The 19,671-nt window shown below is 53.9% G+C and carries 21 protein-coding genes and 1 other RNA gene; 5 read left to right on the forward strand and 17 right to left on the reverse strand.

The annotated features are described in order from the left end of the window. Positions 1–27 precede the first annotated feature (27 nt). The 3 genes from ACVBEJ_RS01125 to ACVBEJ_RS01135 are packed head-to-tail and all read left to right on the forward strand — an operon-like array spanning position 28 to position 1,177. Positions 28–573: an RNA polymerase sigma factor gene (locus ACVBEJ_RS01125; RefSeq protein WP_447127743.1), complete on the forward strand. Its 546-nt coding sequence runs from the start codon at positions 28–30 to the stop codon at positions 571–573. After that, positions 570–941: a hypothetical protein gene (locus ACVBEJ_RS01130; RefSeq protein ID WP_447127744.1), complete on the forward strand. Its 372-nt coding sequence runs from the start codon at positions 570–572 to the stop codon at positions 939–941. Before ACVBEJ_RS01125 ends, ACVBEJ_RS01130 begins: the two co-directional genes overlap by 4 nt. A gap of 41 nt (positions 942–982) precedes the next feature. After that, entirely contained in the window at positions 983–1,177 is a 195-nt protein-coding gene (locus tag ACVBEJ_RS01135) for a hypothetical protein (RefSeq protein WP_447127745.1), read from the forward strand. A gap of 325 nt (positions 1,178–1,502) precedes the next feature. Here the strand turns inward: ACVBEJ_RS01135 and ACVBEJ_RS01140 are convergent, their stop codons facing one another. From ACVBEJ_RS01140 to ACVBEJ_RS01150, 3 genes are all read right to left on the reverse strand, one after another. Next, entirely contained in the window at positions 1,503–2,249 is a 747-nt protein-coding gene (locus ACVBEJ_RS01140) for a ferredoxin--NADP reductase (RefSeq protein WP_447127746.1), read from the reverse strand. A gap of 14 nt (positions 2,250–2,263) precedes the next feature. Continuing rightward, the gene (locus ACVBEJ_RS01145; protein ID WP_447127747.1) at positions 2,264–3,460 is read right to left on the reverse strand and encodes an NnrS family protein; all 1,197 of its coding nucleotides are present in this window, start codon (positions 3,458–3,460) and stop codon (positions 2,264–2,266) included. Positions 3,461–3,679: 219 nt separating this feature from the next. Further along, positions 3,680–3,943: a hypothetical protein gene (locus ACVBEJ_RS01150; RefSeq protein WP_447127748.1), complete on the reverse strand. Its 264-nt coding sequence runs from the start codon at positions 3,941–3,943 to the stop codon at positions 3,680–3,682. A gap of 74 nt (positions 3,944–4,017) precedes the next feature. Here ACVBEJ_RS01150 and ACVBEJ_RS01155 point away from each other — a divergent pair, with 74 nt between their 5' ends. Then, positions 4,018–4,449: an Rrf2 family transcriptional regulator gene (locus tag ACVBEJ_RS01155; protein ID WP_447127749.1), complete on the forward strand. Its 432-nt coding sequence runs from the start codon at positions 4,018–4,020 to the stop codon at positions 4,447–4,449. Here the strand turns inward: ACVBEJ_RS01155 and ACVBEJ_RS01160 are convergent. The 11 genes from ACVBEJ_RS01160 to ffs all read right to left on the reverse strand — a co-directional run bounded on the left by ACVBEJ_RS01160 (position 4,439) and on the right by ffs (position 13,492). Beyond that, entirely contained in the window at positions 4,439–5,386 is a 948-nt protein-coding gene (locus tag ACVBEJ_RS01160; RefSeq protein ID WP_447127750.1) for an alpha-L-glutamate ligase-like protein, read from the reverse strand. The genes ACVBEJ_RS01155 and ACVBEJ_RS01160 overlap by 11 nt on opposite strands. Positions 5,387–5,669: 283 nt before the next feature. Then, complete coding sequence (locus tag ACVBEJ_RS01165) at positions 5,670–7,211, reverse strand: inactive transglutaminase family protein (RefSeq protein WP_447127751.1); 1,542 nt, start codon at positions 7,209–7,211, stop codon at positions 5,670–5,672. A gap of 24 nt (positions 7,212–7,235) precedes the next feature. Next, complete coding sequence (locus tag ACVBEJ_RS01170; protein ID WP_447127752.1) at positions 7,236–7,985, reverse strand: putative ATP-dependent zinc protease; 750 nt, start codon at positions 7,983–7,985, stop codon at positions 7,236–7,238. 69 nt (positions 7,986–8,054) lie between these two features. After that, positions 8,055–8,441 (reverse strand): hypothetical protein, encoded by a 387-nt coding sequence (locus ACVBEJ_RS01175; protein ID WP_447127753.1) that lies wholly within the window; start codon positions 8,439–8,441, stop codon positions 8,055–8,057. A gap of 137 nt (positions 8,442–8,578) precedes the next feature. Further along, positions 8,579–9,019 carry a YcgN family cysteine cluster protein gene (locus ACVBEJ_RS01180; RefSeq protein WP_447127754.1) on the reverse strand — a complete coding sequence of 147 codons (441 nt, stop codon included), beginning with the start codon at positions 9,017–9,019 and terminating at the stop codon, positions 8,579–8,581. Beyond that, positions 9,020–9,310 carry a YcgL domain-containing protein gene (locus tag ACVBEJ_RS01185; protein WP_447127755.1) on the reverse strand — a complete coding sequence of 97 codons (291 nt, stop codon included), beginning with the start codon at positions 9,308–9,310 and terminating at the stop codon, positions 9,020–9,022. Between the two features lie 7 nt (positions 9,311–9,317). Beyond that, entirely contained in the window at positions 9,318–10,457 is a 1,140-nt protein-coding gene (rnd, locus tag ACVBEJ_RS01190; protein WP_447127756.1) for a ribonuclease D, read from the reverse strand. A gap of 2 nt (positions 10,458–10,459) precedes the next feature. Continuing rightward, positions 10,460–11,053, reverse strand: coding sequence for a recombination mediator RecR (recR, locus tag ACVBEJ_RS01195; RefSeq protein ID WP_447127757.1), 594 nt, complete (start codon positions 11,051–11,053; stop codon positions 10,460–10,462). A gap of 175 nt (positions 11,054–11,228) precedes the next feature. Beyond that, the gene (locus ACVBEJ_RS01200) at positions 11,229–11,549 is read right to left on the reverse strand and encodes a YbaB/EbfC family nucleoid-associated protein (RefSeq protein WP_447127758.1); all 321 of its coding nucleotides are present in this window, start codon (positions 11,547–11,549) and stop codon (positions 11,229–11,231) included. An 8-nt stretch (positions 11,550–11,557) separates the two neighbouring features. After that, positions 11,558–13,303 carry a DNA polymerase III subunit gamma/tau gene (gene dnaX, locus ACVBEJ_RS01205; protein WP_447127759.1) on the reverse strand — a complete coding sequence of 582 codons (1,746 nt, stop codon included), beginning with the start codon at positions 13,301–13,303 and terminating at the stop codon, positions 11,558–11,560. Between the two features lie 92 nt (positions 13,304–13,395). Beyond that, positions 13,396–13,492: signal recognition particle sRNA small type (ffs, locus tag ACVBEJ_RS01210), an RNA gene on the reverse strand. A gap of 166 nt (positions 13,493–13,658) precedes the next feature. Between ffs and ACVBEJ_RS01215 the strand changes: the two genes are divergently transcribed. Continuing rightward, a complete protein-coding gene (locus tag ACVBEJ_RS01215) occupies positions 13,659–15,752 on the forward strand; it encodes a prolyl oligopeptidase family serine peptidase (RefSeq protein ID WP_447127760.1) in 2,094 nt (697 codons plus the stop codon). An 85-nt stretch (positions 15,753–15,837) separates the two neighbouring features. Here ACVBEJ_RS01215 and ACVBEJ_RS01220 read toward each other — a convergent pair whose 3' ends face one another. The 3 genes from ACVBEJ_RS01220 to ACVBEJ_RS01230 are packed head-to-tail and all read right to left on the reverse strand — an operon-like array spanning position 15,838 to position 19,663. Then, the gene (locus ACVBEJ_RS01220) at positions 15,838–16,263 is read right to left on the reverse strand and encodes a hypothetical protein (RefSeq protein ID WP_447127761.1); all 426 of its coding nucleotides are present in this window, start codon (positions 16,261–16,263) and stop codon (positions 15,838–15,840) included. Positions 16,264–16,274: 11 nt separating this feature from the next. Beyond that, a complete protein-coding gene (locus tag ACVBEJ_RS01225; RefSeq protein WP_447127762.1) occupies positions 16,275–17,501 on the reverse strand; it encodes a hypothetical protein in 1,227 nt (408 codons plus the stop codon). Between the two features lie 14 nt (positions 17,502–17,515). Continuing rightward, complete coding sequence (locus ACVBEJ_RS01230; RefSeq protein ID WP_447127763.1) at positions 17,516–19,663, reverse strand: EAL domain-containing protein; 2,148 nt, start codon at positions 19,661–19,663, stop codon at positions 17,516–17,518. Positions 19,664–19,671 lie beyond the last annotated feature (8 nt).

Consider the following 19,671-nt stretch of genomic DNA (forward strand, 5'->3'; position numbering starts at 1 on the left):
TGGAACGAATTCCTGGAGATTGCATCCATGACCAACGACGACAGAACCCTGATTGCCAGGGTTCTCACCGCCAACGACCAGCGCGCCTACCGGGAACTGGTCAACCGCTACCAGTCACAGCTGCGCTACAGCCTGCGTCAGCTCACTGGCTGGGACGAGGCGCTGGCGGATGATCTGGCCCAGGAAACCTTTATCAAGGCCTTCGCCAATCTCAGTAGCTTTCGCGGCGACGCCAATTTTTACACCTGGTTGTACCGCATTGCCTACCGCCAGTTCGCCAGTTACTACCGCTCTCGCAAACCCACAGAGCCGCTATCGGAAAACGAAGACAGCCATGACAACCACAGCCCTGCGGTCGAGACGGACCTTCACCGGGATATTTCCAGAGCCCTGGCGCAACTGCCCCCAGAACAGGCCATGGCCCTGCACCTGCATTTGCAGCGGGAACACAGCCACCAGGAAATAGCTCAAATACTGGACAGCCCACTGGGTACGGTAAAAAGCCATATCCAACGTGGTCGGGAAAAACTGAAAGTGCTACTCTCTGCCTGGCAGACAACGGTGACACCATGAACGCACCTATCTCAGACAATCACAACAACTCGCAGCCAGACGAACTGGACGCCCTGTTCAGGGCCGCCCGTGCCACCGAACCATATTTAAAGGACGGTGGCTTTAGCGACAACGTGATCGCCGGCCTTCCCGCGCAACCGGGCAGCCGCCTCAGCAACGGCAAAAAGAGCGGCATTATTCTCGGTTCGACGATATTGGGCGCTGGCTGTGCCGCCACTTTGCTACCTTCCTTTGCGACCTCAATCAATCAATGGGTAACGCAAATATCTGGGGCAACCCTGGGCTTACCTGAACTGGCAGCTGTGGCGGTTGGATTACTGGTGGTTGCCGGAACGGTAATTTGGGCGAATTATCGGGAATGGATTTGAAGCAGACAAGGATGGCCGGTGCAGTATGAAGGTTAAAAGCAATGTCTAAAGAATATGATTTTTCCAATGGCGAACGGGGCAAGTTTCATAACCCTGACGCAGTTATGAATTTGCCGGTATATCTTGATAGTGACGTTTTGAGCTATTTTAAAGCCAAAGCCAAAGGTGTTGACCTCAGCGTTATGGTTAATGACCTGCTAAAAAAAGATATTGCTTTGATTGAGGGAATTAAATGAAGTCTTTCAAACCCAACGCCTGAGTCTTCGTATCTATATTCAACAAAATCCATGTTGTTTCCCTAAAAAGTCATTCTATTACACTGCTGTCCCACAAACTTTGAGCCCAGAGTTCCTAAACCGTGGGAAATACAAGGGCGTCAAAGGGTTTAAGTTCTCAGCAGACATGAATTGGGTCTTGCTTGCTGTGACACGCCGTGAACCCATCCCTGGGGGCTCGAGGCCAGCATCCATGCTGGCCACGGTCACATCAAGCAAGACCCAATTCATGTTGTTCGAGTTTGTGGGACAGCAATGATTCTATTATTAATTGTCGTAGGCCTGACTACTTATAAACCTCCATAACCACCTGCCCCGGCATCCTGCGCCGGTGGCGTATCAGGCCCTTTAATTCCAGCTGTTCCACACAACCTTCTACCATCCCCGGGTTACCACACAGCATCACCCGATCTTCGTCCGGGTTTATTGTCACGCCCAATAATGCCTCTAAATGGCCAGCGGCAATGGCATGGGGGATTCGCTGCGACAGGGTATCGACAACAACCTCACGGGTCACCGATTTCAGAAACACAAAGTTCTCGCCTTGCTGTTCTTGAATGTCGCCAATCAAATCACCATAAGCCAACTCATCGGCACTGCGCACGCCGTGCACCAGAATCACTTGCTGATATTGCTGCCAGACCTGATCGGTTTTTAAAATTGACAGAAATGGCCCAAGTGCAGTGCCGGTGGCAAGCATCCACAAACGCCTGCCGGATGGAATATCATCCAGGGTTAAAAACCCCGCCACCATTTTTGACAGCCACAGCTTGTCACCTTTTTCCAGAGCGTGCAGCCGTGGCGACAGCGGCCCTTCGTCCACCTTGTTGAAGTAAAACTCCGCCGCTGTTTCATGGGGAGCATTGACCAGGGAGTACGGACGGGCCAGCAGCTCGCCACCCACTTCCAACCCCAGGCGCAAAAACTGCCCGGCGCGGAAATCGGGCAGTTCATCCGCTGTGACTCTCAGCGAGCACAGCCGTTGATTCCAACGCTTATTTTCAACGACTGTTGCCTCTACCCAACCTTCCATAAATCACCTCGCTGTTATCCCTGACGCCCGTCCACCCGTTTACTGGTAAGAATACGCCAGTAGCCAATTAGAAAGATAACAAACGCCAACGTCCAGGCCAGTGCCGACAGGTTGTACAGTGGCAGCCGCCAGGACGATACAAAAACCGGCAGAAAACGGGACAGTGCCGACAGGGTCACCAACGCGAACCCACAATTCATGGCAACAGAACTGCGCAATTCATGGCCGGTGTGTCCCAGCGACACCCGTGCGATCATGGCCAGAATCATCCCCGAGATAGCGCCGATAGCCAGCAGGTGAAGAACATCTGATGTCCACCAGTTCAACACCCCCGACAGCCCCCAGGCGATGGTAAACACCGGGATAAACAGGTAAGCCAGGTGCAGCGACCACAGCAGCGGCACCCGCCACAAGCCGATATTTTGCCAACTGCCCCAGCGCAGCAGATGCAACAGCGCCGCCAGTAACGGCAACACCATGTCGGGCAGATAAAAGCCAATAAGCGCCTGTAGCGCCAACAGCAGCAACGAAAGGTGGCACCCCACTTCCAGCCACAAACGTCTGATTGGCTGCTCAACCCCCAGTTTGCGGGCGGTAAAGAAAGGAATCACCCGGCCACCGATCACACTCATCATAACGGCAAACAGCCAGATCATGGCCTGCAGACTGTGTTGCTGTTGCAGATACTCCCCCTCCGCAGCCGCCAGATAATAACGGCAATTGACAACTAACATCAGCACCGGCACCGCAGCCACCGCCATATTGCGCCACTGTTTGACCAGCAATATTGGCCGCAGCAGCCAGAACAAGCCCAATAACTGAAACGACAAATCTGCTGCCGCTGTACAGGCCAGCATAAGCTCGGCGTTTAATTCCCAGGGAACCAGCCACAGCAACCTGGCCGCTAGCCAAAAGCCCCACAACAGGGCCAACTGGCCGCCCTTGACAGCGGGCACCCCGGTCCAGGTTTGCACCGCAGTCAGCAAAAAACCGTAAACAATGGCCAGGCCAAACCCAAACAACATTTCATGGCCGTGCCACTGGGTTGGGCCAAGGCTGCTGCCAGGCACCCATTCAACCCCGGAGAGAAACAATCCCCACGCGGCTATTGCACAAGCCCCAAACAACGCCCCTGAAAGAAAAAAGGGCCGAAAAGCAAGCTGCCATAAGGCTGGCCCTTTGGCCGGTTCGGAGATATTGATAACTGCCATTGGTGAAATCCAGAATTAATAAACAGGTTAGGAGCGTTATTGCTTGCAAACTCCGAAGGGATGAACCTGGGGTGAGTTGCTGTGACCGTAGCCAGCAAAGATGCTGGCTCCGAGCTTACATGGATGCTTTCTCTCACAAAAAAGTTGCAGCGTGTGACAGCAAGTCATTCCAGGTTCATACCCAGCGCCAAGGGTTTATAGCACTACTGTAGTCATGCTTCAGTGAATTTGGGACAGCCGTAAATCGGAACACTGCCGAAGTTGCTGTTGAGCATACAGCATTATCACATAGCCAATTTTCAAACCCACCGGAAAAATAATCACCACCAGATGAGCCAGTACCTGTTGTGTCAGGCTCAAGCGATGGTCGAGGCCATAGGCCACCCACACTCCCAGCACGGTCAAACCAATACTGAACGCCACCATCCAGCGCCCGGATTTGTTCAGCTTTTGCAGTCGATTGAGAATGGTGCTGTCACACATAACATTTATCTCCCATGCATCTTTAAATAAATGCATAATAGATGCATCTTTAATAAATGTCTACAGGAGTTACCATGCAACTGACCCGCTTCACCGATTATGGGCTCAGGGTTTTGATGTACGCAGCCTTACAGCCGGAAGGCGACAAAGCCCGCATTTCAGAAGTAGCGCAAGTGTTTGGAATCTCGCGCAATCATGTAATGAAAATTGTCAATCGTATGGCGCACCAGGGCTGGCTAACCACCACCCGAGGCAAAGGCGGCGGATTTCAATTGGGCCAACAGCCTGAAAATATTGGTGTGGGCACCGTGGTTCGCACCCTGGAGGAAAGTCTGGAGATTGTCGATTGCGAGGGCGAAGACTGCCCTATCGTGCCCTGCTGCCGCCTCAAACAGGCACTCAATAATGCCCGCGATGCATTTTTGGCAGAACTTGATCACTTCACGCTGGCCGACCTGGTGACGTCACCCAGGCATTTAAAACAGATACTACAACTCAGCGCTTGACGAACAACCTGACACTGTCGGCAATGCGGGAATCCACATCCCGTTGGCCGGGCTTCAGTTGGTCAATTTCGGTCAAACGCTTACGCAACCCCACCCGATTGGCAATCTGAATGGCCAGCCCCGGACGGGCGTTAATTTCCAGAATCAGCGGCCCGCGGTCTGCATCCAGCACCACATCCGCCCCCAGATATCCCAGCCCGGTCATTTCCTGGCAACCTGCCGCCAGCTTTAACATTTTTGACCACTGGGGAATAACCAGATTGTCGAAAGAGTGCCCGGTGTCCGGGTGCCGCTCCACAGTGCGATTGTGCTGCACTGCGCAAATACTGGTGCCCGACACAATATCAATACCCACCCCCACCGCTCCCTGGTGCAAATTGGCCTTGCCATCGGACTCACGGGTAGAACAGCGCAGCATGGCCATTACCGGGTAACCCCTGTACACCACCACACGCACGTCCGGCACACCTTCGTAGCTGTAATTGGCAAAGCGGTCGTCAAAGTTCACCAGCTCTTCCACCATGGCCACATCCAGGCGACCACCGAGGCTGAACAATCCGCTGAGAATATTGGAAACGTGGCCCTTCAGTTCCCGCAGGGAGAGTTCGCGGCCATTGGGTTTGACAAAACGACTGCCATTGCGACCCACAATCACCAGAATACCTTTGCCACCACAGCCCTGGGCGGGTTTGATGACAAAGGTTTCCCGGTCGCCGATTATCTGTTCCAGACGGCGAGCCTGATACTGGTAACGCACCTCACCATACAGCTCCGGCACATCAATACCGTATTCCGTCGCCGCCAATTTGGTTTTTAATTTGTTATCCACCATGGGATAACAACGGCGTTCGTTATTGCGAGCAATGTATTCCACATTGCGGCGGTTCATGCCCACAATACCCAGCTTGCGAAGTTCGGAGGGCCAGATTAAAGGCATTTAAAACTTCCTCCGAATCTACCGGAGCAAGGCAGTAGCTCCCTTAGGTGTTTCCAGACCGCCTGCGGCATGGAAGCCGCAGACGAGTCTACATGGAGGTATTCACGGCGTGTCAGGAAACACCTAAGGGAGCTACTGCCGGGAATCAACGCTTCGCACCCGCGCAGAACGGGGAACGGTATCAGAACGCGCAGCAAGTACGTCCATGTATGCTCGTCGACAGCATCCATGCTGTCGGCGGTTCTGATACCGTTCCCCGCCCTGCACTCAGCACCGAGCAAAATCACTTCACCTGCTCCTTCAAGTAACGAAACCGGTAAAGCTCGCTCAAGCGATAACCGCTGTACTGCCCCAGCACCAAAATCACCCCCAGCAAACTCAACATCAATTCGGGGAAATTAAACGTCAGATGCTCGATAAGACGGTTGCTCACCAGAAGATACGTAGCCACCGCCACCACCAGACTACCGAAGCCCTGGATAAACACCTCCTTGCCGCCCTCCTCCTCCCAGAGCACCGACATGCGCTCGATAGTCCAGGACAAAATAATGGTGGGAAAAAACGTTACCGTCAGCGCCTGATCAATGCCCAGTTTGTAACTGACAATACTGAAAGCCGCCATCAGCAGCACCACAACCACAACTACGGCTGACACCCTCGCCACCAACAGCAAATTGAGGTGACTCAGCCAGGAGCGAATCCACAGACCGATACTGACCACCACCAGAAAAACCCACAAACCGGTGGCCAGCGTGGTTTGAATAAACGCCAGCGCAATCAAAATGGGCATAAAGGTACCCGCCGTGCGCAGCCCCACAAACACCCTCAGCAACACCACCAAAAAGGCACCGATAGGCACCAGCAGAATATTTTTGAACACCCCCTGCTGCTCCACCGGCAAGGCGTAGATGGAAAAATCCAGCAGCGGCACACTGGCCACCTCCGGCTCCATCAGCAGCACGGTTTTTGCCGGCAGGGAATTGGCTACCATGGCGAACTCCAGGCGCGAGCGATTGCCGCCAATCACATCCAGCGTAGAGCCCCCGCCCCGCTGCCAGATAAAAAAGTTATCCGCCAGGCCAATTTCTCCACTTTCCGGGTCGAACAGCAGCCAGTCGCCCCCCTGACCCTTATCGCCCAAATACACCTCCAGCAAATCGCTCACCTGCTGGCGGCGGCGGCCATTTTCCAAATACACCCCCTTCACCCGCTGGCTGGCAATACCGGCCACAGCGAATACCTCCTCCATGGCCGGCAGCGCTTTGCGGTTGTGTTCAGACAGCAGAAAGCTCACTTCCTGACTGGGCTGGGAACGGATAAATTCGCTGATCAGCAGGCGGGTAAAACTGGCATCGTCCAGGGACTTTTCGGTAATCAGTGCCACCAGATGATCCACAACCTGTTGGCGACGCTTTGGCAAACTCGGCGGGTGAATGGCTTTCGGCGCCATGACAGGCAACGCCGCAGGCTGCTCCCGATAGAGCTGAAGTTTGTAATACAGAGTGGTTTTTTCATCCAGAGAGCGGCGGCTCCAAACCGCGCGGCGTTCGCTGCCCGCCCCCTGAATGGCGAACCCGAAGCCGGCAGAGGCAAAATTTTCGTCCAGCAGTTTCCAACCCGCCATGGGCTCGGGTAACGCCAAAGACACCTCTACCGGGCCATCAGCCGGGGTAAAAGAAATTTTTGATTCCAGGGTCCAGACCTTGCGATTCTCCCCCGGCCACAAGGGGAAGCCCAACTCTATGGCTTTGTAGAGAGTGAGGCCAACGCCCGCCAAAATCAGCAAGCCCGCCACCACAATTAACTGTATTCGCGACGAGTGCATGGCTTGCCCTTATTGATAACAGGTTTACTTGATGACGTAGCGACGGCTGACATCGACAACTGCGGTATCGGTGAGCCAGTTGCGACCCACCAACAGCGGGTATTCAAAATCGGAGCGATCCGTCAGGGTGACATCCACATGCTCCTTGATTTCCCCCAGTTGCAGCCACAACTTGACCACATAGCGGCGCTGTGAATCCGCATCGTGGCGTTTGATGCGCACCCGCCGCTCTACCGGGCGCTCCAATACAACAGGCTCCATATCGTGCCCGGCTTGCAAGGTAAAACGCACCCAGCGTTTGCCATCCCGCTCAAAACGCACAATGGGATCGGCGTGCAGGGAGGTTGTTTCAGCACCGGTGTCGATACGCGCCTTCAACTTTAGCCCCGGCGGGCTGAGTGTCAGGCGCTCCACACTGCCAACCACCAGCAGTTTTTTCTCGCCCATATACTTGGGCGGTTTTACAACGGGCTTGGGTTGGGATTGGGGCTGAGGTTTGATTACTGGCTTGATCACAGGTTTGGGGGCGGGCTTGGCAATAACCGCGGCAACCGTTGGCGCAGCAGCTACTGGTTGGGGCTTGCCAGCAGCTGGCGCAGCGTTGGCCACCGGCTTTTGTGGAGCAGCTGCTTGCGGCTGTTGTGGCGCTGCTTGTTGTGGCGCTGTTTGTTGCGGAGCGTTCTTTTGTGCATTGGTGGCCGTCAAACAGGCCCCCAGCAATGTACTCAGGGCAGCTACAGCCAATAAGGAAAAGCGCTTTTTAATAGCATCCATGAATCACCGTGCCCCCACACAGGCGTCATTCAATAATTTAGAGGCCGCATAATAGCCTAAATCAACCGCTTAAACTTGCTCCGCGTCACTATTCCCCGACTCGGCCTGCCCGGATACTGCCTGTTTATTACACCACCACAGCCAACCGCCATAGCCAGCCAACAGCAATGTAAATACAAACAACATAGGTATCAGGGCCCGGCTTGCATCCTGTTCGGTACCGAGTATCAAGCCTTCAAACAAGAACACCAAAAATGCGGGCGCCAGGTGCTGCAGATTGGGGTCCGAATACGCCTGCACCGGCGTTAACAGCAGGGCCGCACAAAACAGCAGCAGCACATTGCGAACATGGTGCCAGGCCAGCTTCGACAGCAGCCACCAGACGTACCAGAGCACCACCAGTGCTCCCAGGTAATAGCCCACCAGCCCCCAAAAATAATTGCTTTCTGTGTACATAATTTAATCTCCCGGATTCAAGTCTGAACCCCGTCATAATGGAAGTGAGCGCGGCAATATCAAAGCCACTGGATCGCCGCGCTTCGCTCGCGATGACGCTATATTTGAGTTATTGCGCTCAGAATGACAGCAGGGGGTTATCCATCCACCCAGTAAACCACCCGATCTTCCAGCTCATCCGGGTGGATGTGTATTTCCGAAACCGCCCTGCCCCGCACCGATTTACCAGCGTTGTGCACAGCCTCCCGGTCACCGCTCACCAATGGGTGCCAACGGGGTAAATCTTTACCCTCATGCAGCAACCGGTAGCTGCAAGTGGCGGGTAGCCAGTGGAACTGCTCGACATCCACCGGGGTGAGGCACAGGCACTCCGGTACCAACTGTTTGCGATTGGGATAATCCCGGCAGCGGCAGCTGCGCAAATCCAGTTGTTTGCAGGCCACATCCGTGTAATACACCTTGCCATCGTCGTCATCTTCCAGCTTCACCAGGCAGCACTTGCCGCAGCCATCGCACAGGGCTTCCCACTCCTGGCGGGTCATCTGAGCCAGAGATTTGTGTTCCCAGAAAGCCTGCAATTACCTGCCCGCCAGCTTGTGATTGTGCAGGTTTACTTCCTGCATATAGTCCTCTTTTGCGGGAGGCAGTTGCAAGTAGTAGCCGTTTTCGGCAATGGCCGCCAACACTTTTACCGTATCGGCGCGAGCCAGCTTGCGCTCTGGCGCCAGCGGCAATGTGGTCACCCGTTGAGGCGTACCAAACCGTTCCAGCAGCGCTTCGGGCACCCGGCTCAACTGATCCCGGTGGTCCACATACAAATACAGCTCACCTTCCCGGGGACTTTTGTAAATAGTGCAAATGGTTTTCATGGACAGCTCACGACGGTGCCAATTGCGGCAGTGCGCCAAGCATTTTTTCCGCCAGCACCTGTTCCCGCCAGTTGCCACGCCAGTGCTCCGGCACCTGGGCTGCGCCCTTGTAGGCGGAAGCGACGATGGCCTCCAGATCCGCTTTGCGGGCGAGAATTTCCGGTGCCAGCTGTAACTCCTCGGCCAGTTGGTTTTGAATGGCTCGCAGTTGTTTGATCCACACACCCGCTTCCCTGGGCAGGGGCTGTGGCAAGAGTTCGAGACAATGCTCCGGCTCCAGGGACTTGAATTCGTCCACCAGGAGCAACACCGCATCGCCATAGCGCCGCTGGGACCCGGGGTGCCTGACTCCGCAGCCCCCCAACCCGGCCATATCCGTGGGCCGTTTGCGGGCAATATCCAACAGCTGTTTATCGCTAATAACCCGGTTGCGAGGTTTGTTTTGCTCCCGCGCGGTGTTTTCCCGCCATTCCGCCAGGGCTTGTAACAGGGTTAGCTGCTGGGCATTCAGTTGCCAGGCACCCTTGATGCGGCGGTAGTATTCAGCCACATTCCCCTCGCTGCCCGCCCTGGTCAGCAATTCAGTCATATCGCTTTGCACCCAGGGCAAACGCTGTTTCAGTTGCGCCAGCAGACGGCGATACACTTCCACCAGATAGTACACGTCTTCCGCACCATAGCGGCATTGCGCTTCTGTCAGCGGCCGTTGCAGCCAGTCGGAGCGGGTTTCGTGTTTATCCAGCTCAATGTCGAGCACATCACCCACCAGGGCGGCATATCCCCTGGAAAAGCCGTAACCGACAAAAGCGGCGGCCACCTGAGTATCGATAATGGGCCGGGGAATCACACCCATGCTGTGACGCAACACTTCCAGGTCCTCGGAACAGGCATGGAAGATTTTTACCACTCTGCGGTCCACCAGCAATTCGGCGAAAGGCAACATATCACTGATGGCCAGCGGGTCCACCAACCAGCAATGCTCACCGTCAGACACCTGCAACAAACCGAGGATGGGATAAAACGTATCGGTACGGATAAATTCCGTGTCCACCGCCAGGTGGTTCAGCTGACTCCACTGATCACAGAGCTCCGCCAGGCGGCTATCGCTATCTACCCATTCGATCAGGTTGTCTTGAAGTTCAATCATGGTCACAGTGGCTTGCGAGAGGTAAAGGCGTGGGCCAGGGTGCCACCATCCACGTATTCCAGCTCGCCGCCCAGTGGTACGCCGTGAGCAATACGGCTGACGGTAACCCCATGGGGCTTGGCCCGCTCGCTGATAAAGTGGGCGGTGGCCTCCCCTTCAACGGTGAGGTTGGTGGCCAGGATCAGCTCTTTTACCTCGCCGCCTTGCAGTTGTTCCATCAATTGATTGATGCCCAGTTGTTCCGGGCCAATACCGTCGATAGGTGACAGGTGGCCCATCAACACAAAGTAACGTCCCCGGTAAGTGCCCGCCTGCTCAATGGCAAACAGATCCACCGGGGTTTCCAGCACACACAGCTGGCTGGGGTCGCGGCGCGGGCTGCTGCAGATGTTGCACAGTTCGGCTTCGGCAAAGGTGCGGCACTGGCGACAGCGCCCTACCCCCTCCATGGCCGCGTCCAACGCTTTTGCCAAACGCACACCGCCAGAGCGGTTGCGCTCCAGCAATTGCAGCGCCATGCGTTGTGCGGATTTAGGGCCGACACCGGGGAGTTGCCGCAGGGCATCAATCAGTTCGTCGATCAGGCTTCCGAACAAATTTTTTCCTATCAATAGTTTATGGATTTAATTTCAAGTAATTTGTCAACTTGAAGCCCGAGCTTCGCAAGGACAGGCTGGACGTCTGACGTCGGATGTCTGACGCTGTTGGGCTGCGCCCAACTGGGTTTAGTACGTTGCTTCCGACTTCAGACTTCTGACGTCCGGCTTTCAATCAAAACGGCATCTTGAATCCCGGAGGCATTTGCATACCGGCGGTCAGTTCCGACATTTTGTCTTTACTGGCGGCTTCCACCTTGCGCACGGCATCGTTGATGGCGGCGGCCAGCAGGTCTTCCAGCATGTCTTTGTCTTCCGACATCAGGTCTGGATCGATGGTTACCTTGCGCACGTCATGGCGGCCGGTCATTACCACCTTGACCATGCCGGCACCGGACTGCCCTTCCACTTCCGCATTGGCCGCATCTTCCTGCATTTGCTGCATGCGCTCCTGCATCTGCTGGGCTTGTTTCATTAAATCGTTCAGGCCTTTCATGGTTACCTCTATTCTATGGGCCGCACGCTGTCTTCCAGCAGGCGGCCATCCAGTTGTTTGGTTAAATCCTGTACCAACGGGTCATCGCGCATGGCTTGCACAGCAGCGGCCATGCAGTCGGCACGGGCGCGCTCGTTGAGCATGCGTGGGGTTTCAGCGCTGACTGCCCCCACGGTAATACGGACGCTGCAAGGGCTGCCACAGTACTGTTGCAATGCATCCGCCAGCCGCTGTTGCTGGCTGTCTTCGTACAGAGAGCTGTATTGCTTGTCCAGGGTACAGTGAAAATCATTGCCATCCCGCGCAGTTACCACCAGATTTGCGGCCGTATTGCCCAGCACACCGCCCAGCTTTAGCTGCCGACAAATATCTGGCCACTGTTCCGCCAGCTCGATACCGGACGCCACTTTTTCCACACTGGGCTCGACTTCGGCTTGCGGCTCTGACGCTGCTAATGTTGATTCTGCTAGCGCTGACTCAGTGTGTACCGGCTCCGGCATTGCCACCTCAACGGGCACTGCCAGGGCAGGTGGCGGCTCTGGAGAACGACGCGGGGTGGTGGCGGGCTTGTCTGCAACCGCTTGCGCAGTCCGGCTAAGAGGCTTTTTTGCCGGGGGGCCCTCCCCGGTTGGTTGTTCAGCCAATGAGGACGGAGGGCGCATCTCACTGTTGCCGGGTTTAAAGGCCAGCTGCCGCAACAGGGCCATTTCAAAACCGCTGCGCGGGTCTGGTGACAGGGGCAGGTCGCGACGCCCCAACAAGGCAATCTGATAAAGCAGCTGCACGGCTTCAGGTTCCATGCCCTTGGCCACGTCTGTCACCTGCTGGAAATCACCGTGACGATTGTCCAGCGCCTCGGGCACGGTTTGGGCAATGGCCACCCGGTGCCAAAAGCCCAGCATGTCGGCCAATACCGCATTGTAATCCGGTCCCTGCTCTGCCATCCGCGCCACCACTGACAGCACCTGATCACCATCGTCGTCGGCAATGGCACTGCACAATTCCACCACCCAACTGCGATCAATAGTACCCAGCATGGCGTTAACTTCTGCCTCTGCCACTTTGCCACCGCCGTGGGCAATGGCCTGGTCGGTGAGGCTCAGGGCATCGCGCATGCTGCCATCGGCGGAACGGGCCAGCTGCCACAGGGCGGCGTCTTCAAAGGGCACGGATTCTTCGCCCAGCACAAATTTCAGGTGCTCACTGATGCGCTCCGGGCTGAGGTTTTTCAGGTTGAATTGCAGGCAGCGGGAAAGAATGGTCACCGGCAGTTTTTGCGGGTCGGTGGTCGCCAGCAGAAACTTCACGTGAGGTGGCGGTTCTTCCAGGGTTTTCAGCAGTGCATTAAAGGAGTGGGTAGAGAGCATGTGCACCTCGTCGATCAGGTACACCTTGAAGCGGCCCCGGGTGGGCGCGTACTGGACATTTTCCAGCAGCTCGCGAGTGTCTTCCACCTTGGTGCGCGAAGCCGCATCCACCTCGATCAGATCCACAAAGCGACCTTCGGCGATCTCCACACAGGCGCCGCACTCGCCACAGGGTGCAGAGCTGACGCCTTGCTCGCAATTGAGACACTTGGCGAGAATCCGCGCAATGGTGGTTTTACCCACCCCGCGAGTACCGGTAAACAGGTAGGCGTGGTGCAAACGCTCGTTATCAAGAGCATTGATCAATGCCTGCAACACATGCTCCTGCCCCGCCATTTCACGGAAAATACGCGGGCGCCACTTGCGGGCAAGAACCTGATAACTCATATGGGGAGCTCTTTAGTGGAAATACAAGTCAGGCATTATACCTGTCTTCTGTCCACTGTCTTCTGTCGACTGACATCTGAAAAGGCGGCAGCCCCCGCCAGCCACACCCCGGCACATGAATTCACTGCTACCGTTGCTCCCTTCCGGGCCTGGCGGGGTTTACAGGTCGTCATTGCGAGGGGACCGACGGGGGCCACCATTGAGAGCGCGGAATTATGGGTACTTTACCGGTACAAATCAAGGTTATGTTTTAACCGGCCAATCGCCCTGCTAACAGTCCCTATAAGGTATACTCGTTCGGGTAAAACGCTCCCAACAAGAATTTATTTCCAGAATAACCACCAAGGAGGCACAGGTGCCTAATATCTTTATTACCTCGCTGGCGCTGGTTGGCGCGCTATTGCTTCATCCGCTGGCACTGGCGGATAAACGCCCCATGAATCTGGATGATATTGCCAGAATATCCCAGGTCACTTCCGTGGCCAGCTCTCCGGATGGCCAATGGGTCGCCTACACCAAAAGCGTGCAACGCACTCCCTATAAAGACGACGATGGCCCCGACTGGGGCGAGCTGCACATCACTGACACCCAGGGCAACTCACGCCCGTTTATCTCCGGCAGTGTCAATGTGGCTGGCGTCAAATGGTCTGCAGACAGCCAGCAGCTCTACTATCTGGCAAAGCGCCACAACGACAAGTTCATCAGCCTCTATCGCATCCCCCTGGGTGGAGGCGAATCGGTGTTGGTTTACACCCACACATCGGACATTGTCGGTTACGACATCAACAGCTCGGGAGAGGCGTTGCTGCTGACTATCCCCACCGCTCCCAAAGACCAGGAAAAGCTGATCGCCAAAGGCTTCCAACCAAAAGTGTACGAGGAGCAACTGAAATACAATCAGCTGTACCGCCTCGACCTTAGCGACAAAAACGCCCAAGCGGAGCAAATTTCAGTAGACGGCCACCTGATGCGCATTGCCTATAACCCCAAAGGCAACAGCATCATCGCCACCGTCTCCCCCACCCCGCTGGTGGACGACACTCTGATGAAGCCCAAAGTGGTTATTCTCGGCAGCAATGGCAAAGTGCAGGCCACCTTGAATGGCGATGGTAAAGTAGGTGCCGGACACTGGGCGCCCAATGGCAACGATGTGGCCTATATCGGCTCGCAAGATACACATGACCCTCGCGAGGGCATTGTCAAATATTACAAGAGCGGTAAAACCACGGAGCTGCAACCGGGGTTGCTGACTCATACTCAGGATATCGAATTCCTGCCCGGCGGTGACCTGCTGGCTGTCAACCATATTGGCACCGGCAGCGAAATAGTGATTCTGAAAGCCGGCAAAGCGGGCAAAGGCAAACAACTCAATATTGGCGAGCGCATCGCACGTTCCCTGTCGACCCCGAAAAAAGGTCGCGGCTTTGCCTTTATTGCCGATGCTCCGAACCACCCGAGAGAGGCATTCTGGTATCAGGGCGGCAAAGTGACCCGCCTCAGTAACAGCAATCCCTGGCTGGACGACATTGCCCTCGGCAAACAGGAAAGCATTACCTGGAAAGCACAAGACGGCACCGAGATTGAGGGCGTTCTGGTGTACCCGCTGGATTACCAAAAGGGCCAGAAATACCCCCTGGTTAACTTTATCCACGGTGGCCCGGAAGCGCATATTTCCAACGGCTGGCACAGCCGCTACTCCGAGCCCGCCCATGTATTCGCCGCCAAAGGCTACTTCAGCCTGTGGCCCAACTATCGGGGCAGTACCGGCCGTGGCGTCGACTTCTCCAAAGAAGGTCAGCACGCATACGCCGACCCGGAATTTCTCGATATTGTGGCGGGTAAAGATCACCTGGTGGACAAGGGCATGGTAGACCCCACCAAAGTGGGCATTACCGGCGGCTCCTACGGCGGCTACGCCTCTGCCTGGAGTGCCACCGCGCTGAGCGAACACTACCAGGCGGCGGTGATGTTTGTGGGCATTTCCAATCAGCTGTCAAAATTCGGCACCACCGACATCGCCAACGAAATGTACCTGGTGCACTCCCGTGCCTGGCCCTGGGAGGACTTCCAGTGGATGCTGGAGCGCAGTCCCATCTACCACGCTCAAAAGCACCGCACGCCCCTGCTGATCATGCACGGCGAAGCCGACCCGCGTGTACACCCGGCACAATCGCTGGAAATGTACCGCTACCTGAAAACCCTGAACAACGCCCCGGTACGCCTGGTGCTGTACCCCGGAGAGGGTCACGGCAACCGCAAAGTGGGCGGCAAGTATGACTACTCCCTGCGCCTGTTGCGCTGGATGGACCACTACCTGAAAGGTCCCGGCGGCAAACCACCGGAGCAGGATTTGAAACACGAGAAAAGGCTGGAAAAACCCAAGCCAACCCCACTGGCCAGCACCCGCGAAGTCGGTGACGCTCACGAGAGTTGCTGCGGGCACCACTGATGGTGAACCTCTTGCAACAGAAATAACCAAAGCGGCGGCCTGTGGGCCGCCGTTTTGGTTTAAGGTCTGTTTATCTGAATATCAGCTATTCAACCTTGAGTACAACACGCACCGAATCATCTGCCTGCCCGGAGTCAATGTAGGACAAATAGCGTTTATCTGTTGCCACTGCCTTGCGCAATTCTTTTTGATTTTTACGTGTTTTTGGCGGTGAGGCACGACTGGTAAAAATCTGCTTGGCCCAATAAGCCCGCAATTGGCTGGGAGATTTTTTTAACACTTTTCGGGCGAACTTTTCATAGTTGGGATCTGACGGGCTAACATCCAATGGTTCCGCCGGGCTGCCATCAGGAAACTGATTGACCTTACCCAGATAAATCCGCGCCACATCAGAGGAGCTTACCTCCCCCTTTATTTCAGGGTTCGAAATCACCACCAGGTCTTCGCCATAACTCATCAATGGCGAGGCACACAAGAACCAAAAAGAAACAACAAATAGATTATTTTTCACAGTTTTCACCACTAAAAGACAAAGTCTACCGCAACGCTCAACAGATAATTACTCAACCCCAAACGCCTGTCATTAATCTGCTGCCCTTCAACTTTCAATGTATAAGGCGCATCAAAGTCGTAGCGCAGACCCAGTGTGTGACTGTACTGATCGGTGTCGGAACTTATGACAGCAAAATCCACTGCAGTGGCAAGCTCCAGCAAGGGAGCTGCCGCTGCAGGTGGAATGTTATTCGCCAACAGACGTATTGGCTGAGAAAACAGATATTCATTGTCACGACCGCGATCGGCGTATGTATAGTGCAGGGTAAAAGCGTTAATTCTGTGGCCCGCCGTTACATACCAGGATTTTTCATCCGGCCCCAGGCTTCTACCTATCTCTGTCTGGGTAAATTCCGCGTTAACAAAGTAATTCTCAACATCCACACCAACAGAAAAGTTGTAAAAGTTAATATTCCTGTTTCTGATTTCCAAATCGTCGGCAATATTGGAAAACCCCACAGACCTGAGGCTTTGGAGTAAAACCACCCCACTGCTTTGCAAACCAATCGTGGTGTCGGGCAACTTGTGGTAGCCCAATCTGGCGTTAAAAGCGTCTTTTTCGACAGTAAATAACACGCCTCGGTCGTTGCGTGTTCGAAAGTCAACATTTTCATTGAAAGCCAATTTTGCCGTATCGGAGCTCCTTCCATAATAGGTTTGAACACTGGCAAGCCAACTACCAACCGGGCGTTGATAAAACAAGCTCACCCCCTCAACCCGAGTAAAAAACTCCAGATCCAGAGAGTAAACCTCTACTGGTGGCCTGATCCAGGGATAGGAATAACCCACATGCAGATATTCTGAATAAGTATAAGTGGGGCGACGAAAACGGCCGATATTGAGTTGAAGGTTTTCATCAACTTTGTAGCTTGCATACAACCAATCCAGGTTAATATCAAAATCCCTGTTCCCTTGAGTTATTGCTTGAGCTGTCATACTGAAACGCTTATTAAAGTGCGCGCTGAGCTGGTAGCCAAGTCGGGTATTTGGACTGAGCTTGACAGAATCATCCGATGTATCCCGGGAAAAGGTATTCATCTGGTTTATTGAGTTATCGTCGAGCTTGCTCGCCACAACGGATCCAAAACCATTGCCCTGCCATTGTATTTCTGCCTGAAGTGGCAGCGAAAACACAAACAGACAAGCCAGCAAAGACCCGTGCTTCGGCTTTATAAAATGTTCACCACATATATCCATACATTCACCAGTGGTTATATCGAGGATTGTTTTTTTGCAAAATCTTCAAAGTCAGACAACGGCATAGGGCGAGCAAGAAGATAACCCTGTGCACAACAACAGTTGATGTCTTTGAGAATTTTTAACTGAGATTCTGTTTCAACACCTTCAGCCACGACTTCTACGTTTATTTTTTTCGACAACAATATCAACGACTCAACAATAGAGCGGGAATTTTTGACCGATTCCATTTCACCCACAAAACCGCGATCAATTTTAAGGGTGTCCACATCACAATGCTTCAGTAACGACAAGGAAGAGTGCCCGGCACCAAAGTCATCTAACGCCACTTTGACAAACAGCGCTTTAAGACCATGAATGTTGATTGCAACATTGTCGAAGTTTTCGATAACTGATGTTTCGGTAATCTCAAGCTCCAGAGATCTCTCCAGCAATGGATACTTCTCAAGTGTTTTTTCAACAGCGCCCACCAAGTCTTTTGATCCTGCCAATTTAGCGGAAATATTCATGGAAATCGGCAATGTGAAAATATTGTCCCTCTGCCAGCGATTGATCAACTGGCAGGTTTTTTCCAAAACCCAGTGATCAAGATCACAAATCAGATTGCTGTTTTCGGCAACAGGAATAAAAACACCGGGTAACACAAAGCCCAGTTCCTCACTATTCCATCGCAGCAGCACTTCCGCCCCTGACAGCTTTCCGGTACTTATTAAAAATTTAGGTTGCAGGTACAAATCCAGCTTATCTTCTCGCAATGCCTGGCGGAGCAAATTTTCTATTTTTAAATTCTGCTGGGCAGCAATTCCAACGTCCTCATCAAAGAAACAGTAACTGTTTTTGCCTGATTTCTTTGCTTCGTACATGGCCAGGTCTGCATTGATGGTGAGGTCTTCTGCTGTTTTTGCCGTACCGGGATAGCTGGCAATACCGATGCTGACACCCACATTAAGGCTCTGACCTTCAATAACTACCGGCTCCAAAACCGCTTTTCGTATGCGCTCGGCCACAATTCCGGCATCACTGGGATGGCGCAAACCACTGAGCAGCAACATAAATTCATCGCCCCCCATCCTGGCCACTACCGATTCGCCACCACTTCGATTCAAGGCAACCTGATCACGGGCACGCAGCGTTCCCTGAAGGCGATTGGCGACTTCTGCCAACAAAATGTCGCCGGCATCGTGCCCCAGGTGATCGTTGACGTACTTAAAATTGTCCAAATCCATGAACAGGATACTCAGCGCTCTGTCTGGATGTCGCAAACAGCCTTCCATCTCCCTCTTGAGAATTCGATTGAAAGAGCGACGATTTGGCAAATCGGTCAGTGTGTCGGTATAGGCCAGTCGCTCCAGCTCTTTGCCGCTTTGTTCCAGCTTGTCGATAAAAGAGTTAAACCAATAGGCCAGCTCAGACATTTCATCCTGTTTGGTAATGGGAATTCTGGCACTGGTATCGCTTGTTCCTTCTGCAATGGTACGCAGTGTGTTTACCATGAAACCTATGCGACCAAGCACGCTGCGAATAAGAAAAGCGGCAACAAGAAACACCAGAACAACTGTCACCATGCCGGTAACAAATACTCTGCGTATTAAAGCGTTAGCCCGTTCCGTTACATTGTCAACGCTGGTGGTAAAGGCTGTTTTTTCCTTGTGCTCAAAAGACTCCAGAAGCGCCATTACCTGACGAAATGCATTTTGATTCTCACGCACTCTGGCGATGACATCTTCTGGTGGATGCATGGTAACCGCCATCGTTGATGCCAGCTCATAACCATTGCCAAAGTAATTATCAAAAGGTTCCCGGATATTATCGATAGCGCTCTTTGGGAATTTACCCAGCACAAACACTGTGTCGAGAGTATTTTGAAAGGTTTCAGCGTGCTTCTTCGCTTCGAACAGTCTGTCTGGCTCTCCGGTAATAGCCGACTGTTCCAGCTCCGCCTGTGTTTGCTTCAGGCTGAAGATGGCTTGCTGCAATTGAGCTTGCAAGGGGTAGTGTTGATTTCGTATTTGCTCGAGAAGGGCAGCCTGGGGACGGGTTTCGGCTATATGTATCCATAGATAAACAGCAAAACCAACAGCGGAAACCAGAACAACCGAAAGAATTCGCCATTTCAGCGAATCCAGGTTCCAGCTATGCCCCCCACGTCTGCGTAAGCTCAATATTCCGT

It is taken from the genome of Porticoccus sp. GXU_MW_L64, assembly GCF_052983295.1.